Source organism: Vibrio sp. KUL78, assembly GCF_059725505.1.
The window spans coordinates 1,979,440-2,001,172 of sequence record NZ_AP045837.1; the positions used below are offsets into that span (position 1 = coordinate 1,979,440).

The 21,733-nt window shown below is 45.5% G+C and carries 24 protein-coding genes; 14 read left to right on the top strand and 10 right to left on the bottom strand.

Annotated elements, in window-relative coordinates:
- Positions 1 to 66: 66 nt before the first annotated feature.
- From AC6I8Y_RS09280 to AC6I8Y_RS09290, 3 genes are all read left to right on the top strand, one after another.
- On the top strand, positions 67 to 966 hold the full coding sequence (locus AC6I8Y_RS09280) for a DMT family transporter (RefSeq protein ID WP_498019992.1): 900 nt from the start codon (positions 67 to 69) through the stop codon (positions 964 to 966).
- An 86-nt stretch (positions 967 to 1,052) separates the two neighbouring features.
- On the top strand, positions 1,053 to 1,283 hold the full coding sequence (locus AC6I8Y_RS09285) for a glutaredoxin family protein (RefSeq protein ID WP_042472593.1): 231 nt from the start codon (positions 1,053 to 1,055) through the stop codon (positions 1,281 to 1,283).
- A gap of 64 nt (positions 1,284 to 1,347) precedes the next feature.
- Positions 1,348 to 2,094: a hypothetical protein gene (locus tag AC6I8Y_RS09290; RefSeq protein WP_498019993.1), complete on the top strand. Its 747-nt coding sequence runs from the start codon at positions 1,348 to 1,350 to the stop codon at positions 2,092 to 2,094.
- Here AC6I8Y_RS09290 and AC6I8Y_RS09295 read toward each other — a convergent pair.
- On the bottom strand, positions 2,078 to 2,947 hold the full coding sequence (locus tag AC6I8Y_RS09295) for a LysR family transcriptional regulator (RefSeq protein ID WP_498019994.1): 870 nt from the start codon (positions 2,945 to 2,947) through the stop codon (positions 2,078 to 2,080). The two genes, AC6I8Y_RS09290 and AC6I8Y_RS09295, sit on opposite strands and share 17 nt — an antisense overlap.
- A gap of 104 nt (positions 2,948 to 3,051) precedes the next feature.
- Between AC6I8Y_RS09295 and AC6I8Y_RS09300 the strand changes: the two genes are divergently transcribed.
- The 6 genes from AC6I8Y_RS09300 to AC6I8Y_RS09325 all read left to right on the top strand — a co-directional run bounded on the left by AC6I8Y_RS09300 (position 3,052) and on the right by AC6I8Y_RS09325 (position 6,470).
- Complete coding sequence (locus AC6I8Y_RS09300) at positions 3,052 to 4,263, top strand: MFS transporter (protein WP_498019995.1); 1,212 nt, start codon at positions 3,052 to 3,054, stop codon at positions 4,261 to 4,263.
- A gap of 82 nt (positions 4,264 to 4,345) precedes the next feature.
- Positions 4,346 to 4,906 (top strand): DUF1415 domain-containing protein, encoded by a 561-nt coding sequence (locus AC6I8Y_RS09305; RefSeq protein ID WP_042472588.1) that lies wholly within the window; start codon positions 4,346 to 4,348, stop codon positions 4,904 to 4,906.
- Positions 4,907 to 5,039: 133 nt separating this feature from the next.
- Positions 5,040 to 5,168, top strand: a complete 129-nt coding sequence (locus AC6I8Y_RS09310) for a hypothetical protein (RefSeq protein ID WP_286036857.1) — start codon at positions 5,040 to 5,042, stop codon at positions 5,166 to 5,168.
- Between the two features lie 132 nt (positions 5,169 to 5,300).
- On the top strand, positions 5,301 to 5,561 hold the full coding sequence (locus AC6I8Y_RS09315; protein WP_252011118.1) for a hypothetical protein: 261 nt from the start codon (positions 5,301 to 5,303) through the stop codon (positions 5,559 to 5,561).
- 102 nt (positions 5,562 to 5,663) lie between these two features.
- A complete protein-coding gene (locus AC6I8Y_RS09320) occupies positions 5,664 to 5,861 on the top strand; it encodes a hypothetical protein (RefSeq protein WP_498019996.1) in 198 nt (65 codons plus the stop codon).
- Between the two features lie 36 nt (positions 5,862 to 5,897).
- Positions 5,898 to 6,470, top strand: a complete 573-nt coding sequence (locus AC6I8Y_RS09325) for a nucleoside triphosphate pyrophosphohydrolase family protein (RefSeq protein WP_498019997.1) — start codon at positions 5,898 to 5,900, stop codon at positions 6,468 to 6,470.
- Between the two features lie 87 nt (positions 6,471 to 6,557).
- On the opposite strand, the gene btuD is transcribed toward AC6I8Y_RS09325, so the two are convergent.
- The 4 genes from btuD to AC6I8Y_RS09345 all read right to left on the bottom strand — a co-directional run bounded on the left by btuD (position 6,558) and on the right by AC6I8Y_RS09345 (position 11,364).
- On the bottom strand, positions 6,558 to 7,316 hold the full coding sequence (btuD, locus tag AC6I8Y_RS09330) for a vitamin B12 ABC transporter ATP-binding protein BtuD (RefSeq protein WP_498019998.1): 759 nt from the start codon (positions 7,314 to 7,316) through the stop codon (positions 6,558 to 6,560).
- Positions 7,300 to 8,298, bottom strand: coding sequence for a vitamin B12 ABC transporter permease BtuC (btuC, locus tag AC6I8Y_RS09335; RefSeq protein ID WP_498019999.1), 999 nt, complete (start codon positions 8,296 to 8,298; stop codon positions 7,300 to 7,302). Before btuC ends, btuD begins: the two co-directional genes overlap by 17 nt.
- A 45-nt stretch (positions 8,299 to 8,343) precedes the next feature.
- Complete coding sequence (locus AC6I8Y_RS09340) at positions 8,344 to 9,372, bottom strand: succinylglutamate desuccinylase (protein WP_234495816.1); 1,029 nt, start codon at positions 9,370 to 9,372, stop codon at positions 8,344 to 8,346.
- Between the two features lie 192 nt (positions 9,373 to 9,564).
- Positions 9,565 to 11,364: a M3 family oligoendopeptidase gene (locus AC6I8Y_RS09345; RefSeq protein ID WP_498020000.1), complete on the bottom strand. Its 1,800-nt coding sequence runs from the start codon at positions 11,362 to 11,364 to the stop codon at positions 9,565 to 9,567.
- Between the two features lie 326 nt (positions 11,365 to 11,690).
- Here AC6I8Y_RS09345 and AC6I8Y_RS09350 point away from each other — a divergent pair, with 326 nt between their 5' ends.
- Both AC6I8Y_RS09350 and AC6I8Y_RS09355 read left to right on the top strand, forming a co-directional pair.
- Positions 11,691 to 12,524: a formate/nitrite transporter family protein gene (locus AC6I8Y_RS09350; RefSeq protein WP_042472574.1), complete on the top strand. Its 834-nt coding sequence runs from the start codon at positions 11,691 to 11,693 to the stop codon at positions 12,522 to 12,524.
- A 19-nt stretch (positions 12,525 to 12,543) separates the two neighbouring features.
- On the top strand, positions 12,544 to 14,259 hold the full coding sequence (locus AC6I8Y_RS09355) for a bifunctional protein-serine/threonine kinase/phosphatase (protein ID WP_498020001.1): 1,716 nt from the start codon (positions 12,544 to 12,546) through the stop codon (positions 14,257 to 14,259).
- On the opposite strand, the gene AC6I8Y_RS09360 is transcribed toward AC6I8Y_RS09355, so the two are convergent.
- The 5 genes from AC6I8Y_RS09360 to AC6I8Y_RS09380 all read right to left on the bottom strand — a co-directional run bounded on the left by AC6I8Y_RS09360 (position 14,248) and on the right by AC6I8Y_RS09380 (position 17,688).
- Entirely contained in the window at positions 14,248 to 14,871 is a 624-nt protein-coding gene (locus tag AC6I8Y_RS09360; protein WP_498020002.1) for a histidine phosphatase family protein, read from the bottom strand. The genes AC6I8Y_RS09355 and AC6I8Y_RS09360 overlap by 12 nt on opposite strands.
- Positions 14,868 to 15,416 carry a bifunctional adenosylcobinamide kinase/adenosylcobinamide-phosphate guanylyltransferase gene (gene cobU / locus AC6I8Y_RS09365; RefSeq protein WP_498020003.1) on the bottom strand — a complete coding sequence of 183 codons (549 nt, stop codon included), beginning with the start codon at positions 15,414 to 15,416 and terminating at the stop codon, positions 14,868 to 14,870. Before cobU ends, AC6I8Y_RS09360 begins: the two co-directional genes overlap by 4 nt.
- 12 nt (positions 15,417 to 15,428) lie before the next feature.
- Positions 15,429 to 16,217: an adenosylcobinamide-GDP ribazoletransferase gene (locus AC6I8Y_RS09370; protein ID WP_394151399.1), complete on the bottom strand. Its 789-nt coding sequence runs from the start codon at positions 16,215 to 16,217 to the stop codon at positions 15,429 to 15,431.
- Entirely contained in the window at positions 16,214 to 17,242 is a 1,029-nt protein-coding gene (gene cobT, locus AC6I8Y_RS09375) for a nicotinate-nucleotide--dimethylbenzimidazole phosphoribosyltransferase (RefSeq protein ID WP_498020004.1), read from the bottom strand. Before cobT ends, AC6I8Y_RS09370 begins: the two co-directional genes overlap by 4 nt.
- 155 nt (positions 17,243 to 17,397) lie before the next feature.
- Positions 17,398 to 17,688, bottom strand: coding sequence for a hypothetical protein (locus AC6I8Y_RS09380; protein WP_394151401.1), 291 nt, complete (start codon positions 17,686 to 17,688; stop codon positions 17,398 to 17,400).
- Between the two features lie 727 nt (positions 17,689 to 18,415).
- On the opposite strand from AC6I8Y_RS09380, the gene AC6I8Y_RS09385 reads away from it, so the two are divergent.
- The 3 genes from AC6I8Y_RS09385 (at position 18,416) to AC6I8Y_RS09395 (ending at position 21,593) form a co-directional block, all read left to right on the top strand.
- The gene (locus AC6I8Y_RS09385; RefSeq protein WP_394151402.1) at positions 18,416 to 19,300 is read left to right on the top strand and encodes a sigma-70 family RNA polymerase sigma factor; all 885 of its coding nucleotides are present in this window, start codon (positions 18,416 to 18,418) and stop codon (positions 19,298 to 19,300) included.
- A 74-nt stretch (positions 19,301 to 19,374) separates the two neighbouring features.
- Positions 19,375 to 20,058, top strand: coding sequence for a Rossmann-fold NAD(P)-binding domain-containing protein (locus tag AC6I8Y_RS09390; protein WP_394151403.1), 684 nt, complete (start codon positions 19,375 to 19,377; stop codon positions 20,056 to 20,058).
- A 167-nt stretch (positions 20,059 to 20,225) separates the two neighbouring features.
- The gene (locus AC6I8Y_RS09395; RefSeq protein ID WP_498020005.1) at positions 20,226 to 21,593 is read left to right on the top strand and encodes an L-cystine transporter; all 1,368 of its coding nucleotides are present in this window, start codon (positions 20,226 to 20,228) and stop codon (positions 21,591 to 21,593) included.
- Positions 21,594 to 21,733: the final 140 nt, after the last annotated feature.

Genomic DNA, 21,733 nt, shown 5'->3' on the forward strand with positions numbered 1-21,733 from the left:
ATACTTTACAGACAGCCCAAAGATCGTTAAAGTGGCGGCAGATATCTTAATGTAAAGATAAATTATATGAACATACTTCTAGCAATGATCCCTGCATTTTTCTGGGGTACAACTTACGCCGTCACGAAGTTCACGCTTCCAGACTGGCCACCAATCCTACTGGGAGCGCTCCGAGCACTTCCGGCTGGCTTGCTATTGCTATTAGTTAGACCGTCGTTACCTAAAAAAGGTGAATGGCAAGTCTTGTTCATCTTAGGGACGGTCAACATCGCGACCTTCTTCGGTCTTATCTTCGTTATGGCGCAGACTCTACCTTCTACCATATCCGGCGTCGGTATGGTGTCTGTTCCTGTATTCGCTATGTTGTACCAATGGTTAGTCAATAAAAAACGTCCAAGTTGGGTACAAACGCTAAGTGGATTGGCGCTAGTATTGTTTGCGTTCTTCTTGTTTTCACCGGGTACTATTTCGCTCAATCCTATTGGCTTAGGGGCTATGCTCGCCGCCATAATGTGTATCGTAGCGGGCAGCGGAATTACTAAGGCATTGGGCAGTCGTATTCACTGGTGGACCATTCTCACTTGGCAGTTGATTTTAGGCGGTGCCGTACTAGGCATAATATCAGGCGTTCATGCATCGTTTGAGCCACAGGTTTATCAATCGGTGGTTGCTAACTTCTCAACACAAAACCTCATTGGTCTGCTTTGGGTTGTCGGTCTGAATACAGCACTCAGCTATGGTATGTACGTTTGGTTACTGCAACGCATGAGTGTGGTTGATTTCACCTTTGGCGGTATTGCAAATCCTATTGCAGGTATCCTTTGCGGTATGGTTCTGCTTGGTGAGTCGTTTACTCAAACCCAATACGCGCTAATGATGGGTATGATCGTAATGTCACTCGTTCCTCAGACCATTCAAGCCGCCAAACACCATAGACTGCAAAACTTAGCGAAAAATGGTTCTTGATTAAAACCATTGGGATCGAAAGTGGCTTGAGGTTCTAGAGTTAACTACGTACCATACGGCCACTTATTCATTACAGTGCGATCAACATGAAACGACTTGTTCTCTATGTAAAAGACAAATGCCCGCATTGCAAAGATGCACAGCGCTATCTTGATAGCAAAGGCTATAAATATCGCCTCACTAACGCCAAGATGCAGCGTGGCAGAAAAGAACTTGACGCTATCGGCGCTCGCTCATTACCTGTCCTTAAAATTGGTGACCGCTATATGATCGGCTGGAATCCAAAAAACTTTGAGCGTATGTATAACAGCAATTAACGCTTTATTTCCTATACTGCCCCTATCACGTGATAGTTATCCTTAACTGAGATGGGGGCGGACTATGCCAAACTGCTTTTACGGACGCTTAGTCGTCACCTTCACTGCCGTCATATCGGCGCTACTAATAAGCAAGACAGCAAACGCAACCCTCCCTCTCGACGAAGCAAGAATTACCAATCAGCGACTTTACAATCTACAGCTCACAGAGGCCGAGTACCCACCATTAAACTGCTTAGCGACACAGGTAGGCAATCAAACCTTACTCGTGCCCGCTCATTGTGTGTTTTCAAGCTCTGACTCAACATTCTACCCATTGCGACACCTAAGACTTACACCGCTATTTTCGCAGGACGACAGATACACCTACGCATCTGCTGTATCCGTAACAACTGATCATCAGAAGCTATCTAACGTCAGCGCAGACGAAGACTGGGCTATTATAGAAGTAGACGCTGAGTTAGGCTGCCACCAGAACCTGCCAACCTTAATCAATATGGTAAGCAAGAAATGGGACGCTGAGCCCGTTCAAATCGCTGTTCTAGATACAGCACGCGATGTACTGTCTGTTGAGACGTGCTTATTGGATTCCGAAAGCAATGGGAAGCTTTGGCTAACCGAATGCGATGAGCTGAGTGAGATTGTCTCTGGAACCCCAGTTCTTAGCTTAATAGGAGCGAAAACGACGTTAGTTGGATTAGTTACAGACCAAGGCCACGCCGATGGACTCATACGCTATCAGGTGACATCAATAGAGCCCGCTTTACGACGATTAACACCCCAGCAGCTCTGCGCTACATCTGCTTTTTAATAAAGTCGATAAAGCTTCGGTCGGCACGAGACAAATAACCGTCTTTTCGCCACGCTAGCGCCAAATCGACAAAAACTGGCGGCTCAAATGAAATACCGCGAGTTTCAGGCTCATGCTCGGTGACCAGTTCCAGCAAAGCGGTGATCGCGTACTCATGTTTTACAATCGAGAGAATCATAGGTAGTAGATTGGTTTCAAAAGAGAACTTTGCTTCTATTTGCCTTCTTTTACACTCTTCATCAATAAAGTCTCGATGGAAATAACCTGGTTTAAACATCACTAGTTCTTCGTCAAAAAACTCATCAAAATCCAACGAACCTCTTTGAGCAAAGGCATGATGTTGGCTCACGACTGCAACCATTTCGGAACGAAATATCTGATCAACTTCTAAATCATCAGGCACCTCTTTGTTTCTAATCACCCCAAGGTCAATCTCACCACTGAGTAGCATTCTGCGTATATCTTGCGTACCCGCTTCGACAACCGTCATTTTAAGATGAGGATAAGCCGTCTTAAATGCCATCACTAGCTCTGGGAAAAAGTACGACCCCATCATACTGGGCGTGCCTAGGCGTACTTCACCTTTCAAGAGTCCCTTCATCTCATCCACTGCAAGCTTCGCATCTTCGACCTGCTGCAAGATCTTTCTTGCATGTGGTTCAAGTGCTCGACCTTCTTGTGTCAGGCGAACTTGTTTGTCGAGTCGGGTAAATAATTGAATACCGAGTTGCTGCTCGAACTTGCGAATTGAAATACTCAGTGCAGGCTGGGCAATCATCACAGCTTGCGCAGCGCGGGTAAAGTTCTGATGATCGACAACGGCGAGGAAATGCGTGAGCTGCTTAACGTCCATTATTGATAAAATATATTCAAACCATATTTTTAGTATATTTCATTAATCCAAACTGCAATGCTAATTTGATCACATAGTTCACCATTTAGCAGTAAGGCTTCACCGTGATTGAATTGCACTCCCCTCAATATCGACGAATTACTCTCGCACTCGCTTTGGGTTCGTTTCTGGTGTTTTGCAATCTGTATGTTTTCCAGCCAATCTTGCCACAGTTAAGTGTTCATTTCGGTGTGTCTGAAACCGAGATCAACTGGGTATTTGCAGCCTCTACGCTCGCACTATCTTTATACCTTGTGCCTTGGGCAATCACCTCTGAAAGTATCGGGCGTCGCTCGGTAATGCTAGGGGGATTACTGGCTCTGCCTGTCATCGGTTATGCGATGATGCTGACTGAAAGCCTGACTGCGATAGTCTTTTTGAGAGCGGCAATGGGGGTCGCTTTAGCGGCATTTGCGTCAGTCGCCGTTGCCTACATGGTAGAAGAACTCTCACCCGATGCCTTCACCAAAGCTATTGGCGGTTACATCGCAGCAAATTCCCTTGGTGGCATTGCCGGAAGGGTCGCTGGTGGCGTGTTAACCGGTTACTTTGACTGGAAAACCGCGGTGTTTGTTATCGCTACGTTTACCTTAGTGTCGGCGTTAATTGTCGTCGCGATACTGCCAAAACAGCAGCACTTTAAGCCGACCAGAGGGCTTTTCTATCATCACAATCGAAGTCTAGTCGTGCATATCTCTAATCCTACGGTATGGATAGCCATGCTGATTGGAGGCATCAACTTCGCTTTGTTCGTTAACCTGTATTCAGTTATGGGATTCCGCTTGGTTGAGGCTCCACACAACCTTCCTCTCGCCCTAAGTTCGTTAATTTTTCTGTGCTATTTGGCCGGAACGCTATCATCAAAACTAAGCGCAAACTGGCGCAAGCGGTACCTACCTATTCCTGGGATGGTATTGGGTACATTATTAAGCATGCTGGGTATGCTGGTCGCTTTATTTGAATCCATTCCTGCCATGTTGTTAGGGTTACTCCTCATTAGTGGGGGTGCATTCTTTACTCACACCCTTGCTTATGCATGGGTAAGCCAAAAGGCGACGCATGCGAAAGCGACAGCAACAGCGCTTTACTTGGTCCACTACTACATCGGCGGAAGCTTAGGCGGATTTTTCCTACTCTATTGCTGGCAAGTCGGTCGCTGGCCAAGCGTCGTTGAGGGAGGTGCTTTACTCTACGCCGCATTGTTCGGGCTCTGCTACAAGTTATATCAAGTCGATCAACGTAATACGCTCTCAGAGAAGCCCATCAAGCACGCTTGATCATGGCGCCAGCCGCGAGAAACGTTCGCTATCGACCGCTTAGCAGCATATAATTGCCATAGTGTTAAGAGTGGTAAGTGTTATGTCGTTACGTGAAGAAGTAGTAAAGATCGAGCAACAAGTTCAGCAATGGTTAAAAGAGGTCGTGATCGGGTTAAACCTATGCCCTTTCGCCGCTAAACCTGAACGCAATAAGCAAATTAAGACCTTTGTTAGCCTTGCAGACAAAGAGGAAGGGTTACTAGAAGACATTCTTAGTGAACTGATGCTGCTAGAGCAAACAGATGCGCGAGATCTAGAAACCACATTAGTTGTCGTGCCTAAGATGCTGCATGATTTTGTCGATTACAACTTCTTCATCGACTGGGTTGAGGCGTTGATAAAACAAAATGGCTGGGAAGGCATTTATCAAGTCGCGACCTTCCATCCTAACTACTGTTTTGGTGGTGCTGAACCTGAGGATCCAGAAAACCTCACCAACCGTTCACCATACCCCATTTTCCACCTTATTCGCGAAGAAAGTATGGAGCGAGTACTTAAACACTATCCCGACCCAGAGGCGATCCCTGACAACAACATTGCACGTGTCAGTGAACTCGACGAACACGAGCGAAAACGATTGTTCCCTTACTTATTCTCCTAGGCACGATCCGTCATAGTTGCGTTTATCTTCTACTTGCAATAAATAGCGTCAATATTAGGTTGCGATAATGTAGATACTCAATAGGCAATGCCACTGCTAAGGTAGTGGCATCTGTCCGACTATGAGCATCATTATGAAACCTTGGATCAAGTTTATTCCGCTTTGCCTTTTGGTTAGCTACGTGATTATTTATGACGTTGTCGACCAGTACAATCACAGTCAACCCGCTTCACAGCAAACTGTCATCGAGCAAACAAAGTAATTTCGATTAATTGTGGGGATTATCTATCTGGCTTCAGGGTGCAGACGGAACTCTTACATTCCTTTCCTTCCCTAACGCCAGTTCAATTGATAACCTTCACAAATCATTAATAGCCATTAATAAGAATAACCAATGAGTCTAGCGCTCACTATTTTTACTAATATCGGTGACAACGGTGTTGAGTTGGCGAGTTACCAAGCCCCATCTTCATCACATGTACTTGAAGTATGGGACAAGATCCCTCGCGCAAAAGAAGTCACACTGCACTACCTTGTTCTTTTGGAAGATAACGATCATATAGATAGTAAGTTTATCGACGCTAAATACGTTGGGCAGCTACTGGAGATGTGGGGAAATTTTGATAGCTTTTATCAAGAGTTCCAAGAAGGTTAAAAGGCCACCTCGAAAGGTGGCCTTTAAATACGACGACTCGGGACCCTAATCCGAAACGTCGTTTTCCAAAAAGTACGTGTACCTTTTGAAACTGGGAATAAGATGGTTAGCCCTAAAACCGCTCATCTCATCAATATTCGTATCAATGGTGAGCTAATAACCACTCAACCACTTGAATTGTTTAGAAATGTTAACCGTATTCCGACTTTAAAACAATATCTGACATCGCTAATCAGTGTAGTTCAATATCCTAACGCCAAGAAAATGCTCATCGGTGTAGCGAATGGCTTCCCGCTCTGATAGGATCTTGTCACCAACTATCAAACAGCAAAATCGATGAAACTAACCAAACTTACCCAACCGATCTTCGATCACCTATACCGCGACATTACTGAGTTCCGTACTACATTTGATTTGCCTGTGAATGATGCAGAGTCGCTAGATGATGCCGCTGACACTCTACACAGCTCACTGGCTATCGAAGAAATGACCGAACTGGCAGAAGCGGACAGTAAAGTAGAACAAGCGGACGCTATCATCGATTCAGTCTATGTTTTGATGGGTCGTTTGGTTCACCTAGGCGATAGCAAAGTCGAAGATAACGTTGCAATTAGCTATCTGATTGAACTGCTTTTGCACGTAGCTGCCAACCGCGATATCGACTTCATCAAATGCTGGGATGAGATTCACTCTAGCAACATGAGTAAAGTATGCCGTAACGAAAGCGAATACCAAGAAACAGAAGAGCACTACGCTGAGCAAGGTATCAAACTGATGGCGGTGACAAAGGGTGAGTACATCATCGCGAAGTGTGCAGAAGACTTTGTGTCTGAAGCGAAGACTATTCGCAAAGGTAAGGTTTTGAAGTCGGTCTATTACCGTCCTGCCGACCTTTCTCCACTAGTTTAATTGCTAGAGTGAGTTAAGCTGCATTCAGCGAATCAGCTAAACAAAAAATAGCAAAACGGTCTCTATATTAGAGACCGTTTTTCATTTCTATTCATTGAAGATAAGCAAGGGCTTTCCCTCAAACTCAATCTTTTTGACCGTGGTCTTGTAAACCGAACTGATGTTCTCTTCCGTCAGCACTTCTTCGCTCGTCCCTACTGCCTTCATTACCCCATTTGCGAGCAATACTACGTAATCGGCACGTCTCAGAGTGGTATTAAGGTCGTGATTCGCCACAATGACCGATGTTCCTTGGCGAGTAACGATATCTATCAGCTCATTTAAGTATTTCTCTTGCCCTATATCCAACGGCGCTGCCGGTTCGTCTAGAATCAGAACTCGAGCCAATGGGTTGATCGAGCGCCAAACCTGTAAACAACATGCGGCTAGCCTAACTCGTTGCCATTCACCACCCGATAAGTGATGGACCGTTCTAGACAGCATAGTGTTGATATTAAGTAGCTCTGTGATCTCTGCTATCGCTTGATTGAGTGTCTCATCTGAACACTGCTTATTATTAGGAATCGACAACGACAAAAACTGGTAGACGGGCATGTTAAACGCAGGTCTCGCGGACTGAGCAAGATAAGCACGTAGCAAAGCAATATCGGGGAGTGACATTTGAGCCAAATCCAGGTCGCCCACTTTGATGGACCCTTGGTAGCTCATCACGCCGGATAATGCAGCGAGCAAGGTGCTTTTTCCGCTGCCGTTCGGGCCAATGATGTGAGTAAGCTTCCCCTCGGGTAGTGAGAGGCTTACAGGTAATAAGCGAGTTCCAACCGATAAGTTATGAGCTTGTATCATGGCTTCTCAATAGCATCCATATAAACACGGGCGCACCGATAGTCGTCGTCATAACGCCAACAGGGAGTTCAGCTGAATCAAGAACAGTGCGCGCCAAGATATCTGAAACAACTAGCAGTGCTGCGCCCGTCAATGCAGACAGCGGCAGCAAATACCGATTCTCTGTTCCAAAAGACAAACGAAGCAAATGTGGCACAACAAGACCAACAAAACTAATCACTCCGCCAAGAGCAACGGAGCCGCCCACGAGCAATGAAACCGCTAAAATCAGTTGCCACCGTATGCGCATAACATCGACGCCAAGCTGTTTCGCATGGATCTCGCCAACCATGAGTTTATCGAGTATCGTCCCCTTCAGACACAGCCAAATCCCAACGGGTATCATCACCAGAGTGAGAATATGTTGATACCAACTGACGCCCCCGACGCTTCCCATTAGCCAGTACATGAGCTGACGAATACTCAAATCATCACTAAAGTAAAATGCCCAAGTGACCACTGCTCCCGATAGTATCCCAAGCGCCACGCCCACCAGCAGCAAACGAGTCGTTGTCAACCTGAGGGTTCTCGCCATCGACACCAAAATTAAAGTAAAGCCTAACGCACCTGCCACGCCAGACAGCATAAACCCTAGCGGAGTTGCGGCGGCGGGAAAGGCGAATAGGATCAATACCATACCTAGGCTTGCCCCTCCCGAAATACCAAGTACACCAGGCTCGGCAAGGACGTTACCTAACAGCACTTGCAAAGATGCCCCCGAAAGAGCAAGCGCCGCGCCAATTGCAGCCGCTGCGAGTAACCTTGGTAAACGCAAGTCGTAAAGAAGCCGAGACTCGAGTGCAGTTTGCGGTGAGAAAGGATTGATGAATATCTCACCCACGGAGAGATGAAGAAAAGCGCAACCTATTAAGACGCCAAACATCACGAGCATAAGCGTGTGCCAGCGCCTCTGGTTTTGATTCAGTAACTGATTGAATTCCATTAGAGAAGCATAACAGCAGCGCGAGAGAACGCCACTGCTTTTCGATTAATCGTAGACCAGCTGGTCATCCTCATAGCGAGTTGCGACATTAACCACCATAAGTGCAGCCCGTTGACCAATCGTAACTTTACGATTTGGGAATACGATCGCCTCGTGATCATTCTTCGCCATTAGAGGTTTATCACCATCGTGACCAAAAACTTCACCATGTTTAAACTCGGTGAAGTTCTCAACGTTATCATCAAATAGGAAGTCGAAGTCATCGTGATGACGCACAATCGTGCGAGAGACGCGATACATAATTGGTGCTTTTGCTAGGTGCTCTGGCTGCTCCGCTGCAAGCAAATCGCGCGTTGCTAAGTCAAAGGCAAGCAGTTTCTCTAGATCGTTCTCACCAATTCTCGCCACACGACCAAGTTCCATAGTTAATGCTTGAGCGCCGTAGTTTTCTGCAGAGAACCAACTAAACGTGCTTGAAGGTGCGTTAGAGAGCAAAACAGCATCCATATGAGCGCTTGCTACATAGTCAAATAATGCTTTGCTACGAACTGCGTGGCGCGTTTTAGGGCTCACAACAAATGAGTAGTGCTTAGACTCACGAATCGCACAGTGAAGGTCAAGGTGCCAGCGACGCGCTACTGCCGTATCTTGATAGAAAGCCTCTACAAGTTGCTTGAGATGTTTTGCTATCGCAACCTCTCGATTAACCGCACGCTCTTTGTTACCAAATAGTCGGTTGAGGTTTTCATCGATAAAACGAGTATGGCGGTTGGTCGCCTCAGGATGAGCAATAATAAAAAGACAGCGCGCTTTAAGCTTCAAAAAGCCCGATGCGATGTCATCGACCATTTTATCAACCAGTTCCATGGGCGCGGTTTCATCGCCGTGGATGCCACAAGAAATGATGATGTGCTCGCTGTCCTCGTCCATGTGACTCGGCGTGACTTCAAGAACGCCACGGTAACGATGATCTAACTTCACACCGTCTGGTGTGGTTATTGATGTTGCGGTGAATTCAGTTTCGGTTTCTAAAGTATCTTTCAGAAATGATTGGCGAAAAAACGATTTCGTCATGCGCTGCTCCCTATCTAACAGCGGTATGGTAATGAAACAAGACAGAAAATTATACGGATATGATCGCGTTTATCGAAGTAAGTCGCGCTTCTTTGAGATAAAAACTCCAATCTGGTTGAAAAACCCACAACTTTGGTGCTCTGACACCCTTCTCTGGGTCATGATTTCTCACGACCCAGAGAGGCGAAAACCCTAACTACTCAATTGATTGAATAGGTTTTCAAACTCATCGACTTTGTCTGACAGTCTCTCCATACTCTCTTGCCAAAACATCGCTACGGTCAGGTCTTTATTCATATGTTTGACCACGACATCCTCAGCTAAATACGAGCCAGTATCACGCAACAGAGCAACATAATCTGCATAGAACTGCTCACCTTTTTGCTCGCGTTGGGCATAAACGCCTTGGCTAAACAGGTAGCCGAACAGGTACGGATAGTTATAGAAGCTCAACTCAGAGATACTAAAGTGAAGTTTACTAGCCCAAAAATACGGGTCGGTCCCCTTCATGGAATCCCCATACCAATCAGCCCATGTGGTCGACATCAAGTCACACAACTGGCTCGCATCCAACTCGCTCTCTTTACGCGCCTCATAGAAGGCCTTTTCAAACTCAAATCGTACTGGAATGTTGATCGTTAACGCATACGCTGAAGACAGCTCTTCCCACAGCATCTCTAACTTTTCTTCCGGTGTTTGAGCTTGCTCTAACAGGAAGTCTCGGACAATGTTTTCTGCAAAGATAGATGCAGTCTCCGCTAACGTCATTGGGTATTCAGTTCGGCACAGCGGCAAGTCGCGCATTACCCAGTTGTGGAAAGCGTGCCCCAACTCATGAGCCAACGTCAGCAGATCCGAACGACTCCCGCCCCACGTCATAAACACAAGTGGCGTTCGCGTTGCGGCGAGCTTGGTACAATAAGCCCCTAAACGGCGGTTCTCAGAAGGTGCAGCATCTATCCAGCCATTATCAACCATGGTTTGTACAAACTCTGCCATTTCTGGGTTTACTTGCTCGAAAGCCTGCTTGATGACCTCGATACCTTCGGCAAATTCGTAAACTTTGGCTTCACTGTTGTTCATTGGCGGCATCGCAGCGAGGTGATTCCACGGAGTCATGCTCTCCAAACCGTGAACCTTAGCCATTAAGCGTCCCGCTTTTTGTCCTATATGCTTGTTAGTCTTTGCCACATTCATCATGGCATCTAAGGTATCGCGCTGGATTCGGTTTGCACGTAGGCTTGAATCCAAAAAGTGCTCTTCTTGCTGTAATGAACGCTTTTTGCCTTCGTTATGTCGCCAGCCCGCTAAAGCATTCACAATCGCCGCAAACGAAGTCTCATTCGCTCTCATTGCTGCTTGAATGCCCTTCCAAGCGGCTTCTTGTTTGGTGAACTCTCCACCATAAAGAAGACTCGCGGCGGTTGAAAAGCCCACTTGCTCGATGCCATCTTCGCTTTCAATGTCGATCAATAATGAACCCGTGATGTTGTCATATAAACGACCCCACGCGTCTCGACCATCAACTTGCATGGCTGACAAAAGCTGCTCTTCGCCAATTGAAAGCTGTGTTTGCGCCTTACGCTGCAACAACTCAATTTGAAACCCCTGCCCTGCAACTGACGGATTGTCATGATCTAGCACTTGCTCTATGAACGAAACATCCGCAAAAGACAGCGTGTCCTCATAAGGACTGAATGCCTGTTCAAGCTCAGAACTAAGCTGGGCAATACGACCAATCAGTTGCTTCGCTTGTGAGTTTTGAGCATTGGTCGAAGCGTAGCAGTTGGCGAGTGTGTTCACCGTCGCTAACAAGGTACCAGCCGCTTCCATAGTCTGTATCGCATTCTGCATCGCGACAACATGTTGGCGCTCGTCTTTGTGAAGGTTAAGAAGAGAGATAGAGCGTTGGATAAGCTCGATGTCTTGCTCGACTTTTGGGTCATTCAATCCCTTGTAGGCAATAGATAAATCCCAAACCGCGTTTTTCATATGCTTTCCCTAATTCTGTAGTCGCCACTCAAGCGTAATAGATTGACGAAAAGACTGATGGACAAACCATCTATATCGATAACATGGGGCTAGACCAGATAAAAATCAATGACTTCTAATTCACTAACTTCTCAAGAATAACCTCCAAATACTACTTTAGTGGTATACCAGGGCGCACCTGAGTTGTGCACCTTGCATCATAATCAATGACTTACTAACTCACAGAATGTATCAAAATATTTCAAGACACTGATTGTTAACAACTTTATCGACATGGCACGAAACTCGCTAAAACGATAATGACTTTTATTCTAAGGAGAGAAAGTATGTCATATGTAGAACCTAAAGAGTTCGTAACAAAAATGGTCGATGCTGGAGAGCAAAAAGTCTTTATGTCGACAAAAGATACTCTAGTACGAGCCTTCATGGCAGGTGCAATTTTGGCACTTGCTGCCTTTTTTGCTATCACGGTCATCGTGAAGACAGGTAGCCCTTTAATTGGATCCATTCTTTTCCCTGTCGGCTTTATCATGCTTTACTTAATGAAGTTTGACCTTCTTACTGGTGTGTTCACGCTCGTTCCTCTCGCAGTAATAGATAAACGACGCGGTTGTACCATGGACCAGCTTTTCCGAAATTGGGGACTCGTCTTCGTTGGTAACTTTGCTGGCGCGCTGACCGTCGCTTTCTTCGCTTCGTTTATTCTGACCTACGGATATAACACTGATGGCGGCACGCTCGCTGCGAAAGTAAGCACCATAGGTGAGTCACGTACCTTGGGTTATCAAGAGCATGGCACCGCGGGTTGGTTTACTATTTTCATTCGCGGCATGCTATGTAACTGGATGGTATCTATGGGTGTGGTTGGCGCGATGATCTCGACGTCTGCAAGTGGCAAAATGATGGCAATGTGGATGCCAATTATGCTGTTCTTCTTTATGGGCTTTGAGCACTCGATCGTTAATATGTTCCTGTTCCCATTTTCAATGATCATGGGTGGTGAATTCACGATTATGGATTACATGATCTGGAACGAAATTCCAACAGCATTAGGTAACTTAGTTGGTGGTTTCTTGATGGTTGGTCTCCCGCTTTACCTAACACACGTCCGTACCAACCCAGAGCGTAAGATGTCGCTATCTAAAAGCACAGCTAACTAATTAGCTCGGATTAATTACTGTGCAACGCAAACTCAAAGTGAGCGTTAGTCAGGCTTCCGTCGCGGGACGGAAGCCAGTTAATCAAGACGCTATCGGATGCTTTATTCCACCTAATCTAGAGCTGGAAAGTAAAGGGCTTGCTGCCATTATCTGTGATGGCATAAGCTCAAGTTCAGTGAGCCAAGTTGCCAGCGAAGCAACGGTCACCGGATTCATCAAAGACTATTACGCTACCTCAGATGCTTGGTCAGTAAAGAACTCGGCAACGCGTGTATTGAAATCGATAAACCATTGGCTGTTCGCACAAACCAAAAACAGCGAATATCGATTTGATTTCAACGAGGGGTACGTGTGCACCGCCAGCGCTGTCATTATCAAATCCCACACTGCCTATGTGTTTCATTGCGGTGATTCGCGGGTTTATTGCCAAAGCAATAATGACTTTGAACAACTCACCCACGACCATCAACATTTCATCGACCCAACGACGAGTTACCTCACTCGCGCTCTTGGTATGGATACGTCTGTTGATATAGAGCATATTGCGATAGAACTGTCAGTTGGAGACAAATTACTTCTGGCCACCGACGGGCTTTATGACTACGTCACCGAACACGAAATATCTGAGATCCTCGACCAAGAGTCGATTTGTGAACAGACAAAAGCAGATGTCCTGGTTAAGCGAGCATTGGAAAACGGTAGTCACGATAATGTCTCTGCTATCGTTTTAGGTATCGAGGCTCTGCCAGATAATCCACTCCAAGATTGGAAAGAGTCACTGTTTACGCTGCCGCTGCCACCAGAGCTTGAAGAAGGTCGTTGCATCGACAATTTTGAAATCCTTCGCCCTCTTCAAATCACCAGCCGAAGCCACGTATTCTTGGCAAAAGACCTCAACAATAATGAGCAAGTTGCTTTAAAGACGCCTTCCGCCGAGAGTCGCCATGATCCCCAACACGTTGAATCTATTTTGATGGAAAGCTGGATAGCGAGCCGACTAAACAGCCCTCACCTGCTCAAAGCCTACAAACCGAGTTTACGTCACTCTTATACATACAGTGTGGCTTCTTTTGTCGAAGGGATAACACTGGCGCAATGGGTGAAAGATAACCCAAACCCACCACTTAGCAAGATTCGGCATATAATTGGTCAGCTATGTAAGGGTCTGCAGACCATGCATCGACATGAAATGATTCATCAAGATCTGCGCCCAGAAAACGTCATGATAGACGCGAATGAACACGTCACCATCATTGACTTTGGGGCAACACAGGTAAAAGGGTTAGAGGAAATGGCGCCTATGGATCAAATGGTCCCCGGCACTGCGCTGTTTACCGCGCCCGAGTATCTTCTTGGCTACTTCGGAACCACTCGGTCTGATATTTATTCTCTGGGCGTCATGACCTACTTCATGCTAACTGGGCGCTTTCCGTATGGTACAGATGTTGCGAAATCACTCACTGTAAAAGCACAAGGCAAACTTCGTTATATCCCCGCTCCGAGTATCAATCAAAAGGTACCGCACTGGATCGACTATGCTCTTAAAAATGCGGTCAGAATTGAACCTGAAAAACGTTATCAAGAAGTCTCAGAGTTTCTCTTCGACCTAAAAGTACCCAATCCAAAAAGTCAAAAGCGTGGCAAATTACCGATTGCCGAGAGAAACCCCGTGCTGTTTTGGCAACGAATCTCTCTCGTGTTGTCGGTACTTTTGCTTATCGCGTTATGGTACTAAGTTAAAATCTTGCGCAGGCTGCCCGATAACTTTAACCACTAGGTTTTCTGGGTAGTCGGTATCAAATTGGATCTGTGTAATGGTCGAGTTGCTGATCGCTAATGACGAATAGAGTTTTGGGTTTCTCCAATCAAGGCCGAGGACATCCGCCAATATTTGACGGATCACACCTCCATGGCAAACCACTAGGGTATTTTGTTCGGTTTTGAGTACTTTTCTCCATCCCGAAATAACTCGCTGGTGAAAATCAACCAATCGCTCACCACCTTGCAACGCACACTCTGCGGGACTATCCCAAAAAGGCGCAAGCTGCTGCCAATCCTCCGAAGACATTGAATCGAATGCCACACCATCAAATCTGCCAAAATTCATTTCGGCTAGGTCAGGGTTGATATTTAGTGTTATCCCAAGCTCACAACTCAGTTGCTTGGCGAGATTAGAGCATCGCGATAAAGGTGAGCTCACAATCTTGCTAAGACGCAGCGTCTTGGAAACCAAAGCAGCGGTTGTTTGGTTATCCAACTTCGGTTCAACAAGCACATTGGTATGACCGTATAGCGCGGCAGGTTCGTTAACTTTACCGTGACGAAGAAGCAAGATGTTCACTTTCATCGCTCGCTCCTCTTGAGCACCAGAGGTAATCCCGCTGCAACTAAGGTGACGTTATCAGAAACTTTTGCGATTTCTTGGTTCATGCGCCCCGCGTTGTCAACAAACATACGAGAGACCTCACCTAAAGGGACGACACCAAGCCCCACCTCATTAGACACCAGCACGATGTGCGCGTCGCTGTGACTTAACTCATTTGCTAGCTTCGACACTGCCTGCTCAATGTCATCGTTACCAGCTGAGTCACCCAAATAATAAATCACGTTATTCAACCAAAGAGTTAAGCAATCGACTAATACGACATCTGACTTATCAAACTTGGACAAAGTATCGACTAGCTCAACAGGCACTTCCCACTCGTTCCAGCCGTCACCTCTTTGTTGACGATGATGAGAAATACGCGCTCTCATTTCATCATCAAGAGGCTCCGATGTGGCGACATAGTGCTTGGTTACGTTTGGGAGCGCGTCGCAAAGCTCTTTGATGCGCTGCTCAGCAAACCGGGACTTGCCTGAACGTGCTCCCCCTAATACCAATTCAATCGACATTCCGCCACCCTATTAATTCACTACGAAAACAAGCATAAGGAGATAAGTTAACAACTCGACAATTTGCTGAGCTGCGCCCAAACAATCTCCGGTGAACCCACCAAGACGAGCAGTAAGCCACTTCGTAAAAAACACGCGAAATATCAAACCTGTCACTATCAAGGCGATGGTGAAATCAAGCCCCAAAAGCAAAGCAGGTGCAAGGCCACACATTGCCAAGATCACAAGCTCCGTTTGGGTTTGGGTGTTGGCTAGTGGCTTACTTTTGCTACCTTCAGGGTCGGAGACATAGGGCATTGCAGATATCAACGATGCGGCAACCGCTCGACTAAATGAATAGGCGATGATGAAAATTAGAAACAGGGGTTTGCCAACAGCAAGCTCAGTAAGCGCTGCATACTTTAGTAATAACGCGGATACAATAGTGACGACGCCATAGGTACCAAGTCGACTATCTTTCATGATCAACAGGCGTTTTTCTTGAGTCATTCCACCGCCGATCCCATCCGCCATATCTGCTAGCCCATCCTCATGGAATGCGCCAGTTAACAGTAAGCTGAAGATCATTGTAAGAATGACAGCAACGCTGGTTGGTAGCATCCAGTCAGCAACAGTGAAGACGGCGCCACACAGTGCTCCGAGTAATAAACCGACAAGAGCAAAATACCGCCCGGCACGGTTCATTCGTTCTAATGAGTATGGCGTATTACTTGGAATCGGTAGACGAGAGAAAAAACTCACGGCAAGGCAGAATAGCTGCCACTGATATCGCCAGCCTGATGTTGATTCCGAATTAATCACACGGTGACTCCAGCGCTTTCAAAACTCGCCATTGAGTTATAGAACTCAGCAGCACTTTTCAGAAGTGGAAACGCCAACGCCGCACCCGTTCCTTCACCTAGACGCAGCGACAAATCGAGCAACGGGGTCGCATTGAGTGTCTCTAGAACAAAGTGATGGGCACCCTCGTTGGAGACGTGGGCAAATATCAAATAATCTCTGACGTTTGGCTCGATTTGGCAGGCAGCAAGCGCAGCGATAGACACAATAAATCCATCTACTAGTACCGGCACTCTCTGCTCATAAGCGGCTAAAAACGCGCCAACCATATGAACGATTTCAAAACCACCTACCTGCTGCAAAACCGTTTTTACATCGCGTTGGTCAAATCGATTTAATGCCATAGCAATTAGATCTTGTTTCTTAGTCAATTGCTGCGCATCTATGCCTGTGCCGCGACCAACACTTTGTTCGATAGCTAACGGTGTCAAAGCGGACAGTATGGCAGAGGCTGAACTGGTATTACCGATCCCCATCTCACCCAACATCAAAACGTTCGTTCCGTTTTTAATCGCTTGAGTAGCAATCTTTGAGCCAGCGTTCAGTCCTTGTTCCAATTGAGCCGCAGTCATCGCTGGGTAGGCTGAAAAATCCTTCGTGCCTTCTCCAAGCCTACTCAATACTAACTGGTCAGAATCAGATTCAACCGCAGCAACCATGCCACAATCCACTACTTGAAAGTCAATATCATTGGCACGGCAAAAACAGTTGATAGCCGCCCCACCCGCTAAGAAGTTCATTACCATCTGCTGGGTAACTGCGCTCGGAGCGATACTCACACCCTGCTCACTGATGCCATGGTCACCAGCAAAAACGATAACTTTTGGAGAAGAGATATCTATCGACGTGGGAAAAGAGCCTGATGCTTGGCTCTGGATACGAGCAAGCTGAGCAGCAATCGTCTCGAGTTGCCCAAGCGCGCCCAGAGGTTTGGTTTTTTGGTCGATATGGTTTTGAATTTGAGCATCGAATTGTGTGTCTAACATGGTTTCCATTCTTAAAGAGTGCCAGGTGGCAATACTTACAAAGATACATGCACTTCTGCATGTATTTTATCCTTAAGACGTAGTGTACGCATGTCAGTGCGACAAACCAACAGTAGATGTGCCGCAATAGATTACAGGAGAGGGTTTGAACCCGATTAAGCGGGTTCGCTTGCATTCAACTCAGTAAACAGAAGTGCCAGTCCATCATCAGAGACTCCTGACTTAGATAGATGACAAGATTGACAGTTTTTTTGGCCTTGACTGCAATGCTGACTCATCAACACGCTGTCTAAGTTGCGTGTCCCTGCCTTGCAGTCAGCTTCTATGTTCTTAAATATATGGCATTCTTCTGCGCCTGGAATATCTACGACCCCTACGATAGAAACACCTTGTGATTTAGCGAGCAGTAGTAGCTCTTCGAGTTTTTGTTGTAATTGTTCATTCATTGTAACTGTATCCAAACTAGAAACTAAGCATTCTATCGTTAGCTTAGACTAAAGTTTAAGTCGTTGTGCCGTTTCGACATATAACTTAACCAAAAGTGATAGGTTTATCATATCCTACATATTTATATAAATTATATAAAGTCACTCACTTATGTAATATTCTTGTAAAACAACCCCCTACACTTTTCTCTCTTACAAGGTATTTTGGGCACAATGTCACATTTTTCCGTCATTACAAAAATACGACAAATCCTTCCAATCCGTTACAAACAAAAAGTAGATAATACAAAATTAGGATAGGTTTCTAGAACTTTTGGTTACCCAAAGCGAACGAACAAGCATTAGTGACCAATTAGTCAATTAACGCATTATTGTAAACCTTGCATTTTCATTATGGTTTACAAGCGATCGTTATATTCCCTCCTTATTATTAGCCTCAATATTAATTATCATTATCAATAATATTAATCCTTATTTATCAATAGGATAAATATGCATCCAATTTTATAAATTCTCCTAACTGCTATAACTGCCACCTGACTCAGTTTCTATTGAGTCTTTAATCTAAATAGCTGCTTTTAAAAATGTTAACGCAGTGTTTGATTTTCATTAACACGGGCTGTCATTCGATAAAAAAATATAGTAATTTGATATTTCGACAGGAAACGAAATTCATGTCGTTTATAAATCTAATAATAACCAATTAAGCAGTTGGTAAGGGGGTATTTTGAAAGTAGTAGAGAAGCATACTCACCATAGTTCAACGAGCAGGGAAGACGCTGCCAATATTGGTACTAGCTATTTTAAACAGGTTTCTAACCACAACCTGTTAACAGCTGAAGAAGAGAAATTACTAGCACGCAAGGCTCGTGCGGGTGATACACAAGCGAGACAAGGCTTAATTAACGCGAATTTACGTTTAGTTATTAGAACTGCCAAACGTTATTCTAATCGCGGTCTCGATTTCTACGACCTTATTAATGAAGGTAACATCGGATTAATACAAGCCGTGGACAAATTTGATCCTGAGCTTGGATATCGCTTTTCCACCTATGCAGTGTGGTGGATTCAGCAATCTATTGATCGTGCCATCATGAATCAAGGTCGTACGATTCGTGTTCCAGTACACGTGACTAAGCAAATTCGTGAGTGCAGTAAAGCGGCGCACCAACTTCGTAAAGAAGGCAAACACGAACCCACGTCTGCCGAAATCGCAGAAAAAACCGGACGCTCACCAGAAGAAGTAAGCAAACTACTTAAACTCTCTGAGCAATCATTATCTCTAGATAATGGCTGGGATGACGACGGGGACAAGAAAGACCACCTTCAAACTATCGATGACGATGATGTGTTCGAACTGCCTGAACGTGACATTGTCACGCAAAATATGAACAAGGCATTGGTTAATCTTGTCGACGGCTTGCCGGATAAGCATAAAACTATCCTATACCATCGTTTTGGTCTTCTCGATGATGAGCCCAAAACGCTTGAGGAAGTCGGATTGATCGTTGGTGTGACAAGAGAGCGTGTAAGGCAGATTCAAAAAGTGGCGATGGAAGCATTGCGCGATCAGCTCAGAAAGCAGAATCTCACCGCCGCGGAAATTGATTAATTTTGCCTCTATCACAACACGTTAGCGAATAATTGACTATAGTCCCACTACATCTCGATGAGTGGGACTTTTTAATGCACAATGACTTTAGAGTAATGATCGCTGGCGCTTCTGGTCTGGTAGGCAGCAAACTGCTGACTTTACTAGAGCAAACTGACCACATCGAGTCTATCTACGCACTTTGTCGCTCACCTCTAAACCATCAACATAGCAAAACCACTCAGATCATGGATGGCGCGCTTAGAGTCACTCAATGGGATGACAGTCGCCCTACTCCAACGCTTGGCTTTATCTGTTTAGGCACCACGCTTAAAAAAGCGGGCAGCAAGCAAGCACTTGAAAAAGTCGATGTTGATCTTGTTTGCGACGTGGCACAAACCATGAAGATGGTTGGTGTTAAACGTATCGCCGTAGTCTCAAGTCTAGGAGCATCAGCTCGCTCTCTTTCACATTACCTCAAATGTAAAGGCCGAGTTGAAAGCCGAATCAATCAAATGGGCTTCGAGAAAGTGGTATTTATGCGTCCCGGTCCTTTGGCAGGGCGTGAAGAAGAGATCCGATCAGATGAGGTATTTGTACAGAAGCTATTTACCGTACTTTCACCTTTAATGCGTGGTCCTCTGCGTGCTATCGCTCCTATCCCCGCAGACTATGTCGCAAAAGCAATGCTCTACAGTGTGTTAGAGACGAGTGATGCTAAGTCAGTCGCATATAACTCTGCAAACATGCGCGACCTTCTTAACCGATATGCAAAGTAACTCGCAAAAACCAACGAACTACGTCCATTAATATAACTTTCAGTTCTATTTCATAACATTTACTTATTGTGAACGTTTTTCATCAAACGGTATTTTAGCCGTCTACACATCCAATCCCCATATTCTTTATAGGGATTACGTCAGTTGAAATAAAAAAGGATATTTACATGTCAATTGCAGTTATCGCATCGCTAGCGGTATTTTTAGGCATTCTCTATTTCTTGTATGGGCAGCAACAAAAAAAACATACTCTATCCCGTCTCGTGCTATTTGGTCTTGTATTAGGCAGTGCCTTTGGTTTAACGCTTCAGCTAATTTTTGGTGAAGGACACGCAGCAATCGGTGGTACGTTAGAGTGGGTCAACGTTGTCGGCAGTGGTTATGTTGGTCTTCTGAAGATGATCATCATGCCGCTCGTATTGGTATCTATGATCGCCGCGGTAGTGAAGCTTGAAAAAGGCGGTTCACTAGGCAAAATCAGCGGATTAACAATATCTGTCCTACTCGCTACTACGGCGATTTCTGCACTCATTGGTATTGTCGTTACTCAAGCGTTTGGCTTAAGTGCCGAGGGGCTCACAGAAGGTGCTCGTGAAACGGCTCGCATTGCTGTACTTGAAAACCGAGTTGACCGTGTCAGCGACCTAACGATTCCGCAAATGCTAGTAAGCTTTATCCCTACTAACCCATTTGCTGACCTAACTGGCGCTCGTTCTACTTCTATTATTGCAGTGGTTATCTTCGGCGTGCTAACGGGTATTGCAGCCCGTAAAGTCATGGCAGAAAAAGAAGAACTCGAATCGCCAATCCGCACATTTGTGGAAGCGACTCAATCTGTTGTGATGCGTCTTGTTAAGATGATTATGGCGCTTACTCCATACGGCATCGCAGCTCTAATGGCAAAAGTCGTCGCGACATCCAGCGCTGGTGATATTTTAAACCTACTTGGATTTATCGTTGCATCTTATCTAGCCATCTTCCTAATGTTTGTAGTACACGGTGTGCTTGTGTCACTAGTTGGCGTTAGCCCAAAAGAGTACTTCCAGAAGATCTGGCCTGTGTTGACGTTCGCATTCTCATCTCGTAGCTCAGCAGCGACTATTCCGCTTAACGTAGAAGCTCAGGTAACGAAACTTAACGTACCACCAGCGATTGCTAACCTATCAGCTTCTTTTGGCGCGACAATCGGTCAAAACGGTTGTGCGGGCATCTACCCAGCAATGCTCGCGGTAATGGTTGCTCCTTCCGTAGGTATCGACCCTATGGACATCAACTTCATCCTATCTTTGATTGCTATCATTACCATCAGTTCATTCGGTATTGCTGGTGTTGGTGGTGGTGCAACGTTTGCGGCCCTAATCGTATTACCGGCAATGGGACTGCCTGTTACGATCGCTGCATTGTTGATTTCTATCGAGCCTCTTATTGATATGGCGCGCACTGCACTAAATGTGTCTGGTGCAATGACAGCGGGTACTATTACAAGTCGATTGCTCAAAAAGAAAGAAGCATCACTCGAAGAGGCGAAAGCTTAAACCGCTTAACAAACCCTTCTAGTAAAACAGCGCCTGATGGCGCTGTTTATGTTTGTATTCAACGAGTTAATATTTATTTCGAATTTTATCGAAATAAAAGCTTGATCTATGCCTGGTTATTTCTATAATTCGAAACATAT